Origin of the sequence: Cellulosilyticum ruminicola JCM 14822 (assembly GCF_001311925.1) — a bacterium.
Lineage (GTDB): Bacteria > Bacillota > Clostridia > Lachnospirales > Cellulosilyticaceae > Cellulosilyticum > Cellulosilyticum ruminicola.
Genome location: NZ_BBCG01000079.1, coordinates 1 through 12450 on the forward strand (window position 1 = coordinate 1; position 12450 = coordinate 12450).

The 12450-nt window shown below is 31.8% G+C and carries 13 protein-coding genes and 2 pseudogenes; 2 read left to right on the forward strand and 13 right to left on the reverse strand.

The annotated features are described in order from the left end of the window. The 8 genes and pseudogenes from JCM14822_RS16545 to JCM14822_RS16580 form a co-directional block, all read right to left on the reverse strand. Window positions 1–541 (reverse strand): annotated as a pseudogene (locus tag JCM14822_RS16545) (hypothetical protein); the annotation flags it as partial. 215 nt (window positions 542–756) lie between these two features. Beyond that, window positions 757–1812 (reverse strand): sulfate/molybdate ABC transporter ATP-binding protein, encoded by a 1056-nt coding sequence (locus JCM14822_RS16550; RefSeq protein ID WP_054743512.1) that lies wholly within the window; start codon window positions 1810–1812, stop codon window positions 757–759. A 1-nt stretch (window position 1813) separates the two neighbouring features. Continuing rightward, on the reverse strand, window positions 1814–2509 hold the full coding sequence (gene modB / locus JCM14822_RS16555) for a molybdate ABC transporter permease subunit (RefSeq protein ID WP_054743513.1): 696 nt from the start codon (window positions 2507–2509) through the stop codon (window positions 1814–1816). A 222-nt stretch (window positions 2510–2731) separates the two neighbouring features. After that, window positions 2732–3562 carry a molybdate ABC transporter substrate-binding protein gene (gene modA, locus JCM14822_RS16560; RefSeq protein WP_054743516.1) on the reverse strand — a complete coding sequence of 277 codons (831 nt, stop codon included), beginning with the start codon at window positions 3560–3562 and terminating at the stop codon, window positions 2732–2734. 294 nt (window positions 3563–3856) lie between these two features. Beyond that, window positions 3857–4456 (reverse strand): bifunctional phosphoserine phosphatase/homoserine phosphotransferase ThrH, encoded by a 600-nt coding sequence (gene thrH, locus JCM14822_RS16565; protein WP_054743518.1) that lies wholly within the window; start codon window positions 4454–4456, stop codon window positions 3857–3859. Window positions 4457–5102: 646 nt separating this feature from the next. Further along, a complete protein-coding gene (locus JCM14822_RS19610; RefSeq protein WP_278287240.1) occupies window positions 5103–5267 on the reverse strand; it encodes a MerR family DNA-binding transcriptional regulator in 165 nt (54 codons plus the stop codon). 37 nt (window positions 5268–5304) lie between these two features. Beyond that, window positions 5305–5577, reverse strand: a complete 273-nt coding sequence (locus tag JCM14822_RS16575) for a hypothetical protein (RefSeq protein WP_054743523.1) — start codon at window positions 5575–5577, stop codon at window positions 5305–5307. Between the two features lie 71 nt (window positions 5578–5648). Continuing rightward, the gene (locus tag JCM14822_RS16580; protein WP_054743525.1) at window positions 5649–6263 is read right to left on the reverse strand and encodes a hypothetical protein; all 615 of its coding nucleotides are present in this window, start codon (window positions 6261–6263) and stop codon (window positions 5649–5651) included. Between the two features lie 177 nt (window positions 6264–6440). On the opposite strand from JCM14822_RS16580, the pseudogene JCM14822_RS16585 reads away from it, so the two are divergent. Beyond that, window positions 6441–7645, forward strand: a pseudogene (locus tag JCM14822_RS16585) (NADP-dependent isocitrate dehydrogenase). A 316-nt stretch (window positions 7646–7961) separates the two neighbouring features. Here JCM14822_RS16585 and JCM14822_RS16590 read toward each other — a convergent pair. Together JCM14822_RS16590 and JCM14822_RS16595 are read right to left on the reverse strand one after the other, a co-directional pair. Then, on the reverse strand, window positions 7962–8279 hold the full coding sequence (locus tag JCM14822_RS16590) for a DUF1540 domain-containing protein (protein ID WP_054743526.1): 318 nt from the start codon (window positions 8277–8279) through the stop codon (window positions 7962–7964). A gap of 98 nt (window positions 8280–8377) precedes the next feature. Continuing rightward, window positions 8378–9226: a Rossmann-like and DUF2520 domain-containing protein gene (locus JCM14822_RS16595; RefSeq protein ID WP_054743528.1), complete on the reverse strand. Its 849-nt coding sequence runs from the start codon at window positions 9224–9226 to the stop codon at window positions 8378–8380. Window positions 9227–9386: 160 nt separating this feature from the next. On the opposite strand from JCM14822_RS16595, the gene traF reads away from it, so the two are divergent. Then, window positions 9387–9737: a conjugal transfer protein TraF gene (traF, locus tag JCM14822_RS16600; protein WP_054743535.1), complete on the forward strand. Its 351-nt coding sequence runs from the start codon at window positions 9387–9389 to the stop codon at window positions 9735–9737. 67 nt (window positions 9738–9804) lie between these two features. On the opposite strand, the gene JCM14822_RS16605 is transcribed toward traF, so the two are convergent. The 3 genes from JCM14822_RS16605 to JCM14822_RS19615 all read right to left on the reverse strand — a co-directional run bounded on the left by JCM14822_RS16605 (window position 9805) and on the right by JCM14822_RS19615 (window position 12357). Then, entirely contained in the window at window positions 9805–10749 is a 945-nt protein-coding gene (locus JCM14822_RS16605; RefSeq protein WP_054743537.1) for a M15 family metallopeptidase, read from the reverse strand. Window positions 10750–11014: 265 nt separating this feature from the next. Beyond that, window positions 11015–12133 carry an MATE family efflux transporter gene (locus JCM14822_RS16610; protein WP_242861541.1) on the reverse strand — a complete coding sequence of 373 codons (1119 nt, stop codon included), beginning with the start codon at window positions 12131–12133 and terminating at the stop codon, window positions 11015–11017. A 2-nt stretch (window positions 12134–12135) separates the two neighbouring features. Further along, window positions 12136–12357: a hypothetical protein gene (locus tag JCM14822_RS19615; RefSeq protein WP_083461525.1), complete on the reverse strand. Its 222-nt coding sequence runs from the start codon at window positions 12355–12357 to the stop codon at window positions 12136–12138. Between the last annotated feature and the right edge of the window lie 93 nt (window positions 12358–12450).

A 12450-nucleotide genomic window follows, 5' to 3' on the forward strand; every position in this document is an offset into this window, starting at 1 on the left:
TAGCATCTTTTGAACATACCTCCTTTAAAAGGATTGAATGTCCTAATAGCCATTCTAACTTAGTTGTAGCATCTTTATCACGTGTTCTATAGATTGTTTCGTTTTTATGTCCTTCTTCTAAATAGTACTTTAGCTCTTCTGGCACAAGCTTTGGAGCAATCTTATTGAGTGCTTTTATGAGCTTTAGATTAACAGTATAGACTAATTCAATACGAGACAGTTTCTTACAGGATGAACTTATCATCATAAAATCCATACGAAGCATTTTGCCATCAAGTTTCATCTCTGTTTCAATAAGCGCAGCAAGAGCTTCTATTTCTTCTTTTATCAAGTCTCTACCTGTTTTCTTTTCATACTCCAAGACTCTTGTTCTAAAGTTATAAAGAGTATTGATGAATACAGGCTGTTTCTCATAACTTGTTGTGCCTAAAGCGAACTGAAATCTCATATCGAAATTTAAAGCGCCAATAGGTAAACTAAAGTTCTCTTTAAGAATAAGAAGACCTACTAATATATTAATTTGGTCTAGAAACTTCATCACTATAGAGCACTTCAAAACCTTCTTCATTAATGTTAAAAAAATATATTGATTAAAAGGGGTAGCCCAACTCTTCTCAATATTTTTACGAAGATATTTAGGTAGATTAATTGTTGGACTGTATTTTTACGAAACATAAAATTATCCCCTTTATTTTTTGCTTAATTATACCATAATAATGTAAAGTAGTTTTAAAAACTAGCCTTTTTGTAGGCTAATCATTTTAATAGCATTAACGCTTCCATCGGTAAGTGTATCTTTAACGCCTTTTTCATGATTCTTTTTTCCTTAATTGCCTTATACCATATTCCTTCTATGGCTTCATTATTTTTTAAAATATATTGCATTTCAAATGGATATTCCAAAGTTTGTAGTACTTCTACATTTAATATATTATTAAGTATTTCATCTGCACTATCTTCGATATCGCAACGTATTTCTCTAATATCATGTGCTCTAATCCCTACATAATTAATTTCATCTGAAATTTCTTGTGCAACTTGCAACCTTATATTCCAATCAGTAGCCCAAAGTTCATGACTATTAATTCTTTGAATAGGAGATATATTCTTACATCCTGTAAGCTTTGCAGCTTCTACTAACTGAGAATTTTTAAAAATTTCTTTTGTATCACCAATCAATAATGTTTTACCTTGATCCATAATAATTAGTTCATCACATAAAGTATAAATCTCATCTCTATTATGAGACACAATAATTATTTCTCCCTTAAAGTCTTTAAGTAATTCTAGAAGTTCTTGTACTAATTGATCTTTTAAAAATCTATCCAAAGACGAAAAAGGTTCATCTAATAAAATAACATCTGGTTCATAGGCAAAGATTCTAGCTAAAGCAACTCTCTGTTGCTGTCCTCCTGAAAGTTCTCCAGGTTTTCTTTTTTCTAATCCTTCTAAATGAAAACGTTTAATTTGTTCTTGAATTATTTTTTCTTTCGAAACTCTATCTTTATAAACACCTATTCCAACATTTTCTTCCACTGTCATATGGGGAAACAAAGCATAATTTTGAAACATGTAACCTACTTTTCTTTTTTGAGGTGGTAAATTAATGTGTTTTTTACTTTCAAAAAGAATTTTCTCACCTACTTGTATTAATCCTTTATCAGGCTTTTCAATACCAGCAATAACCTTGAGTGTCATACTTTTTCCACAGCCTGATGCCCCAAGTATTCCTATTCTTTTCCCTCTCGTTTCAACATCTACATCTAAATGAAATCCTTTAAGTTTCTTATGAATTTTTACTTTAATACTCATCTTACCACCTCTTAATTTGCTTCATCCCTTTACCAGAAACCATATTAATAATAAATACAATTACAAATGAAATCGTTATAATAATTGCTACCCAAAAACCTGCTTCATCCATATTCCCAGCAGCTACTTCTGAAGCAATGGCTACTGCAATTGTTTGTGTCTTACCTAAAATATTTCCTGCAAGCATAGATGTTGCTCCATATTCTCCTAAAGCCCTTGCAAAAGCTAAAACTGTCCCCGATGCAATTCCTGGAGCCGCTATAGGCACAACTACCTTCCAAAATATTTTTTTCTCTGACATCCCTAATGTACGTGCTGCATAAATCATATTGACATCCACTTGCTCAAAAGCTGCCCTAGCATTTCTATACATTAAAGGAAAAGCTATCACACTAGCTGCAATAACACATCCAGAAAAACTCAGTACAACTTTAACGCCCCAAGTTGTCCACAAATACTTGCCTAAAGGGCGCTTTAAACTAAAAAGTAATAACAAGAAAAATCCTGCTACTGTAGGTGGCAAAACTAATGGTAATGTTAGAATGCCATCTACAATCCATTTCATCCTACTACTTAATTTCATCACCCATCTTGCAGCCAAAATGCCTACGAAAAAGGCAATAATCGTAGCTAAAATCCCTGCTTTTAAAGAAATAAATAGGGGACTCCAGTTAACACTCTCCGCAAACTCACTCATTCTTATCTCCTTAAGCTTAAAGTTATCCATAAATTATGTATATTCTGTGAATAACTTCAATTTTTCGTTCATAGTAACTTTAACATATAAATATTAAATTACAGTTAAAGCCCTTGATTATACTAGCTTATTCCTAAAGTAACTAATTTAGGACATATCCAACTCTATCAAGGGCATCTTCATTTATGATAAACTTATTATATTCGTTTTATACTTTTATCATTATGGATTATATCGTACAAATCCATACTTCTCAAACACTTTCATGGCTTCATTTGTTGAAAGATATTTCACAAATTCTTGTGCTGCTTCATGTTCAGCTTCACTTGCTTCCTCATTCTTGATGCATGCTACTGGATAAATAACTGGTGATGCCAACGCTTCGACTGGTGCCTCAGCTATAATCTCTACTTTATCTTTTACTGAAGCTGCATCTGTAGCATAGACAACGCCCACCTCATTACTTCCTTCACTTACAGCAGCTAATACTGCTGTTACATTTGCCCCTTCATTAATTTCCATTGACTTAACATCATCGATATTACCTAAATTAGTAAAAATTTCTCTCGCATATGTACCAGCTGGTACATCTTCCCTAGCTAATACAATATTAGAAGCTTCTGTTACATTTTCAAAACCTGTAACTTTCGTTTGCTCCCCTATTGGTTTAATTAATACAACTTTATTTTCGAGTAACTTCTCATTTGTATCTTCTTCTACAAGTCCTTCTTCAGTTAATGCATTCATCTGTTTCATAGCTGCTGAAAAGAATACATCACAGCTTGCACCTTCTTCAATCTGTGTTTGTAATGTTCTAGAACTATCTGCATTAAATACTATTTCCACCTCTGGATGTATTTCTTTATAGTCCTTCTGAACTGTGGTCATTGCATTTTTTAAACTAGCTGCAATAAATACTTGAATCTTCACCTTCTCTACAGGATTTTCTATTTGACTCATATTTTGATTAGTATTTGATATGCTTCCGCATCCTGCCAATGTACTCATCCCCACCATCATTACTAATGTAGATATCCAAAACTTCCCCTTCATTTAATCATCTCCTAACGCTATCTTAATATTTTTTCATTAGTTACCTTAAAATATATTGTAACTAACCACCATCTAATGATGACCTTAGTAAACCACAGCCTAAAAGCCTTCGAAAATCTTCTGATAAAAAGCAAGGTATCAGTCCGATGAAAGCATTAAGAAAAGCACTTTCAGATCAATGTGATTTTATTTTTGCTTAAAATAGCGACTAAACAGTTACCTTTTATTTATATAAAAAGATTAAAAAAATAAAGACCTCATGTATTTTAGCATAAGGTCTTATTTATATGTATCTTATAATGCTTTTTTAATAGCTGCCATAAGTTCTTCATATGTTTCAAATGCAGGAAGTTGTGGATAATCTGCTTTGATTTTATCTGTACTCTTGAATAAGAAACCAGCTTTACTTGCTTGAATCATACCAAGGTCATTGTAGCTATCTCCACTAGCGATTGTTTCGTAACCAATTGATTGTAATGCTTTAACTGTTGTATATTTTGAGTTTTCAATACGCATTTTGAAGCCTGTGATTTCCCCATTATCAGCTACTTCAAGTGAATTACAGAAGATTGTTGGCCACCCTAATTTTTTCATAAGTGGTGTTGCAAATTGTGTGAATGTATCACTGATAATAATAACTTGTGTTAATGAACGAAGCTCATCTAAGAATTCTTTTGCACCTGGAATTGGATCGATTTTAGCGATTGTTTCTTGGATTTCTTTAAGACCTAAACCATGTTCTTTTAAAATACCAAGACGCCATTTCATTAATTTATCATAATCTGGTTCGTCTCTTGTTGTTTTCTTTAATTCTGGAATACCACTTGCTTCAGCAAACGCAATCCAAATTTCTGGTACTAATACTCCCTCTAAATCTAAACACACAATATTCATTACTTATCCCTCCATTTTTTAAATATATCAAAATTTTATCACCAATTACATGATAACTCAATTTTTATAGCACTAAATATTTAAATTTCTACATATTGAATGTATCTATTTATATTAATAGCCATGATTATTGTAATAAATAAATATATATATTTTATCCTGATATTTATGTAATAAACAGATACCTGCAATTTAAAGTCTCTGAATTTCAATTTATAATTAAGTCTTTAACAAACTTATAATTTTATTTTTATGTTGAATTAACCCCTTTTTATACTAAACTATCCACATATGACCGAATTTGTAAGAGTTTGGCGTTTAAGTAGATATTTAAGGGAGTAAAAAATATCTACTTAATGAGGTGTAAAATGAATGAATTAGCAGATACGCTATATAGTTCCAATGGAATTTTTTTAATATTAGGCATCCTTGGAATTGTAGGTATCTTAGGTGGACATATTAGTAAACTTTTAAAAATCACAGACGTAGTAATCTATTTTTTACTTGGGTTTAATATTTTCTATATTATAACGGGCTATACTCATTTGCTTTTCATTTTCTCGTTGCTTATCTTTTAGTCTTTTAATGACTTCTTGTTTAGATAAGTTTAAAGCCTTTATCTCTTTTATTTCATTTAGTTTAAAGCCTACTTTTTAAAGCTCATAATCGTATTGAACTCTAACATTTGCTCTGTATCATAATAACGATAGTAATTTTTCTCATCTATAAATACAGGCTGAAATAATCCTATCTTATCATAAAGATGCAACGCTCTTACAGACACATTCATAAACTCTGCAAACTCTTTAATTTGTAATTACATCTCCCTCCCCCTTATCTTCTATCTATTAAAGATGAAATTCCATTGGGTTTAAGATATTACTTATAAAACCTTGCTTTAACTCTGGCTCTGTATTTAACCAATCTTGCATACAAGTAAACAATAACATTCTTCTATAAACAAGAAATGTGCCTATTTTTCTAAGCCACTTATCCTCTATATGATTTTGTGTTTCATAGCCATTTAAGAAGCTATGGTAAAATCGTTTTACTCTATCTTCATCTGTAAATGGAGATAACATTCCCCCTGTCGTATCAAACATGAGTCCCTGTGCTGGCACAGTAATATCCTGCATAAAGAAATTTCTATTGGCACAGTCAAAATCTATGAGTATAATCTCATCTTTATTTACTAATATATTTTTTGATGATTATCATTATGTATGAAACCATAGTCATTTATTCCTTTAGGCAATGTCCCTAAATAGTTTTTCATGTCTCTCCAAGCTTTCTTGACCTGTTCATCCTGACACCAGTTTTCAAAGAAATCTATTTCTCCTACATAATCTAAACTAGACCTTTCTTCAGTCTCCTTAAATGTCTTAGTAATGGCATGTGATTTACCAGTAAGTTTACCCCAATCATAAGCTAACTGATCTGTAAGTGCTTCATTTTCAGGATTAATTCCTTCATAAAAATTCATTACATATGCTACAAAACAATGCTCATTATCTAAACTAATCTCATATAAGTTCCTATTCCTATTTACCATAGGATAAGCTGATTGAACACCGTTTTCTCCAAGATAATTAGCAAACTTAATACGCACCTCAAGATCCTTTAACTTTCCTTGTTCATTTTCTTTAAGTGCTAAAATCTTAAGTACCTTTTTTTGATTACCTTCAAAGTACGTATAAACAATGCCATCTGAAGATATGGTACCCCCACCAAGATACTCAATTTGCTTTACAGCAATAGCAAACTTCTCACAGATATCTAACTTCACTTTGTCTGTTACTTCTATCATTTTTCTCCCCCTTATGATAAAAATTCTAAAATTTTTATTGCTGATTCTATCCTATTAAACCCATATGTAGAATATATATTTTTTTCTGTATAATAATTAACTATTTTAATTATTATAATATTTGTGTTATATTTTATAATATAATGTATTTTTATAAATTTATCGGAGGTTATATACATGGAAAAAATTAGAATGACCACACCTTTAGTTGAGATGGATGGAGACGAAATGACAAGAATTCTTTGGCAAATGATCAAAGATGAATTACTTTTACCTTTCATTGATTTAAAAACAGAATACTATGACCTTGGTCTTGAACACAGAAATGAAACAAATGACCAAGTAACTTTTGATTCTGCTGAAGCAACAAAAAAATATGGCGTTGCTGTAAAATGTGCAACAATCACACCTAATGCTGCCAGAGTAAAAGAATATAACTTAAAAGAAATGTGGAAAAGTCCTAACGGTACAATCCGTGCAATCTTAGATGGTACTGTATTTAGAGCACCTATCGTTGTTAAAGGCATTGAACCATGCGTTAAAAACTGGAAAAAACCTATCACTATTGCAAGACATGCATACGGTGACGTTTACAAAGCAACAGAAATGAAAATCCCTGCTGCTGGTAAAGCTGAACTTGTTTACACAAATGAAAAAGGCGAAGAGGTAAGAGAACTTATTCACAACTTCACAGGCGCTGGTGTAATCCAAGGGCAACACAATATCTGCGATTCTATTGAAAGTTTTGCAAGAAGCTGTTTCAACTATGCTTTAGATACAAAACAAGATTTATGGTTTGCAACTAAAGATACTATTTCTAAAAAATACGATCATACTTTTAAAGATATCTTCAACGAAATCTTCGAAAAAGATTATGCTGATAAATTCAAAGAAGCTGGCATCGTTTACTTCTACACATTAATCGATGATGCTGTTGCACGTATTATGAAAGCTGAAGGTGGCTTCATTTGGGCATGTAAAACTATGATGGAGACGTTATGAGTGATATGGTATCTTCTGCATTCGGTTCACTTGCTATGATGACATCTGTTCTCGTTTCTCCACACGGTTACTATGAATATGAAGCTGCTCACGGTACAGTTCAAAGACATTACTACAAACACTTAAAAGGCGAAGAAACTTCTACTAACTCTATCGCAACAATCTTTGCTTGGACTGGTGCTTTAAGAAAACGTGGTGAATTAGATAATATTCCAGAACTTTGCACATTCGCTGATAAACTTGAAAAAGCAAGTCTTCAAACTATCGAAGATGGTAAAATGACAAAAGACTTAGCACTTATTACAACTCTTGAAAATCCAACTGTATTAAATAGCCAAGATTTCATTAAAGCAATTCGTGCTACTCTTGAACAAATGTAATACTTATTAAATGAATATTATACTTATACACTTGAAATTTACAGGTTTTGATGGCATTGTCTAATAGATTCTTCTAGTGTAGTCCAAGCATTTGCTAAAACTTTAACATCCTTTGTAATACTGTTTAGTCAAAAATAATGTTCTCTTAAATAACTTTCTCTAAGCCCTGTGAAATTGTTCTTTGTATTAATCGTACAAAACACTTAAAATAATTTCTAATCAAAGAAGGCGTTGTAATACATTTCATATTACAACGCCTTCTTCCTATAAATATTCACTTAGCAATTACTCCACTTATCCCAAGAATATCTTAATATTATTTTCGCTCAAAACTTAGACAGTCAGTATCTGTATAACTTGTTACTGTTCCTAAATTTCCTACTTCAATACCATCACTTAATGAACAGTATTCATGTTTGTTATAAACACATGTTTGTACATCACAGCCTATGGTTTCTGTTTCACCTCTACTTACACATGTAGAATTGTTACATCTACCATTGCCATCATAAGTACTACAGCTTGTTTGTTCAGTGATATTAGCATTATTTCCCACAATTTTCAAAGCACTGGCATCACATATTCCACTCGCATTATAAGAACATGAAGTTACACTACAACTTATTCTAGGCATGAATTTTGCTCCTTACATTATTCTTTTTCGGTACGTACAAATTTATTATGCGTTGAGTGCTTTTAAAATATGCAAACCTATAACTAATTTCACTATTACTATATTTCTCTTTTAAAACAATCCATTAATAATTTATAATTTTTTTCTGGATGCTTCTCTTGGGCAACTTCTAAAGTTTTTAATGAAAGTAAACTGTATAATTTCTTATCTTCATCATTCAACACATTTAAATGCTTTTTGATTGTTTCTATATCCCCTCGTTCCACAGGCCCTGTTAAGGCATTTATTAAACCTTTATGCTCTACATTTTCAATGTTTCCTCCTATTAGAGGCCATAATGCTTTTAATGCCATCTCATCTTCAAAGCCACACTGTTTCATTAATGCTACCCCTTGATTTAATAAACCAATCACTTGATTACTCACAGTAACTGCAGCTGCATGATATAAGCTTTTATGTTCTGCCGAAATGATTTGATAAGGATTACCCAGCTTTTTAAATAACGCTTCTATCACATACATTTTTTCTAAATCCCCTTCAAGAGAAAAATAAGCTTGTCCCAACTGCTTATAACTTTCTTCTTTGCTGCTAATGGCATAAAGAGGATGCACTGCATAAACATACGCCTTATATTTTTTGCTTTCTTCAAAAATCGTAGAAACTAGAGAGCCACTACAATGACAAATAATCTTATCTTCAATATTGAATTCTCGTATTTGTTGCCATACACTGCTAATTTTATCATCCGGTGTTGTAACAAAAATTAAATCACTGACTTCTATTAAATCTATTATTTTTTTAAAAGCTTTACTATTTGTAAAAGCTGCCGCATCCTTAGAAGAACTCACACTTTGACTATAATACCCTGCAATATGTATTCCTTTCTCTTTTAAATAACGACCTAAAGAAAATCCTACTTTTCCTGCACCTATAAATCCTATTTTCACTGTCCTATCTCCTCTATAGAAATCTTATATATTTCATCTATTTTTATTATAATTCATAAATAATAAAAAGATCTACTACCTTATTGGAGGTATAAACTTTTACTACATAATCACATACTAAAGGTAAACTTATATTAACTAAAAAAATTAGGAGGTTTAAATGTTTTCACAAAACACATATTCTGAAGATATCCAAGCATTCAGTAAGGTTTCTGCCTTTGAAGCGAAACGTTTATTAGATGCTGAAGATTTAGCCGTTGTTTATATTGGCCGTGCAAGCTGTCCTTATTGTCAAAAGTTTGTTAAGAAGCTTAGTAAACTCAGTGCTGAAATCAGCACAACAATTTATTATGTAGATAGTAGTAATACTTCTGATCCCGACATTGAATCTTTTAGAAAGGCATTTAATGTTGTAACAGTACCAGGATTTATCGTTGGTAAAAGTGGGACAACTACTACCCGCTGCGATTCGTCTATGCCTGAAATCGAAATTCTTTCTATGAGTAAATAAACGATTACCATAAAATAAGCACCCTAAAATTATTATAATTCTAGGATGCTTATTCTTTTAATATCACTTATAAATTAATTGAGATTTTATCTTTCGTATAATTTATACTGTACCCTAACTGATTTAATGTACTTCGCATAGGTACATATAAGCTTTCTTTAATTCCTATTGTTTCTTGCATGACTAACTGCATACCATTTAAATAAAACGTTAGTGTTCCCTGTTCAACAGTAGTATAACCACCTATGCACTGCACTAAATCTTCAGCTTTAATATAAATTACACCTGCTCGTTCTATAACATGATAATCTTTAATTATTTTCTCATTCACATTCTCTGTAGAGAATGTTTCAATATGTACTTGTTTTTCTTTTATGCAACAATGTTCTACTTCTTCTAAAGTAAGTTTATTCTCATAACAATATGTAGCTAACTCATTTCCCACATATCTAATATGCCATGGTTCATAAATATATCCTGTTATTTTTTCTTTTCCTTTTGGATATCTAATGATAAATCCGTATTTATGTGCATTTTTAGCTAACCATTTTCCTTCTTTAGTATTTTCAAACTTTTGATTAATATCATTAATATCCATCGCTAATCCTGTTTGATGTTCACTCTCTCCAGGTTTTGCAGTTCCTTTTTGATTAACCCCTCTTAATGCAACGGCGTTTTCATATAACTGTTGTTGTCTGCTATAACTTCTATACCCACTTACTGCTACAAGTTTAACGCCTTCTTTGTTAGCTTCATTAAACATTTTTTCTAATGCTTTTGCTGCATGATACTCCATGTAATTCTTTTCAATGTTCCCTGGATTTAAAAATTTCACCTTCGGCATAATAAGATTACTTGGTTTATAATCTTTGGATAATCCAACTTGTTTATTAACTAAAATATGATATGGATTATTCCCTAAACACTTTGTTAAGTTCTCCTTGCTATATGCAAAACAAGGTACTTGCACCATTAAAGCTGTCCCTAATAAAACACTAATAAATTTTTTCACTTTTTTCTCCTATCACATGTCTTTAGTTTATTGATATGTAAAAAGAAGGAGCCATTAATAAATTATAAATAATTTTATGATGGTTCCTTCTTTTGTTAGCCTACAAATAAATTTGTAGTACCCCTGCCAAGGAGTCGACATGTTAGGTTTCGAACCTAATACTTAGACAATACTATGCTCTTCCAGATAAGATCATATCGCTATTTATTTCTAAAATAATCATAGCACACTTTAAAATGCACGTCTAGTATTCAAATAATTTGTCCTAAACTAAATTCTTTTTAAAAAAATACACTTGAAATGGCACAGAAATCATAAATGTCATAATATCTGCTGTAGCTTGTAACATTTCAATTCCTGTTAATCCTATGGATTTTGGTAATATAAATGCTAGTGGGACAAAGAAAATACCTTGTCTACACGAAGCAAGTATCGTCGCACCTACACTATAGCCAAGACATTGATAAGTTTGATTCACATATGTTGAATAGGCTAAAAATGGCATAGCTAGACAGAACCACTTGAGTGCATGTATTCCAACAGCAATAACTTCTTCATCTGCTCTAAACCAAGTCATAATAGGCATCCTAAATAAATAAACTATAACAGCAAGTGTCACACAAAGTACTGTCCCTACTAAGCAAGAAAGTATAAATGCCTTTTTAACCCTTGCTTTCTTTCCTGCACCATAACAATAACCTGCTATAGGTTGATATCCTTGACCTATACCCATAGTCGTACTTCTAACTAACATATAAATCTTATTGGCAATAGAAATAGCTGCAACAGCTGCATCTCCATATACAGTGGCTTGAACATTCAAAATAGCTGAAGATACACTGCCAAGTCCCTGTCTAAAAATCGTTGGCATTCCTGTCTTAAATATATTTAAATAATCAGATGCATTTCTACTGATATCATTAAAACTAAGCTGTATAACTGTTCTCTTAGTTCTAAAATATGTATACATCAAAACACCACTCATCATTTGACTAATCATAGTTGCCATTGCCGCTCCACTAATATTCATATGACATCCAAAAATAAATATTGGATCCAATATCACATTTAAAATCCCACCTATTGTCATGCCAATCATGGCAAGAAATGACTGTCCTTCTGCCTTCAGTATATTATTTAAAACGAAAGCCAAACACATAAATGGTGCTGCAACTAAAATATATCTCGCATAATTAGATGCATATGGTAGTACCGATTCACTGGCACCTATTAATCGCATTAGCCTATTAATATTAAATAATCCTATTAGCATGAGTAAACTACCAAATAATATGCCTGAAAATACAGCTGTACTACCATATTTATTAGCTCTCTTGCTATCCTGTGCGCCAAGGCTTCTACTAATTATAGAACTAGCTCCCATTCCTATCCCAAATCCGACTGCTGTATAATAGACATCAAAGAAAATACAACCCCAACAGCAGCTGCTGACTGCGTATTGATCTTAGCAACAAAATACGTATCTGCGGTATTATATATCATGGAAATGAGTTGAATGATGACTGTAGGATATGATTTTTCAAATAAAAGCCATCCCATAGGTTTCTCCAACATCTCCTTGCGTATGGCTTCATTACTTACTTTCATTTTTTAATCGTCTCCTTAAATATTTATCCCTTCCTATCTTATCAGTTTTATTATATTGCACATTTTATATACTCTCAATAAAAAAGTGGCTCC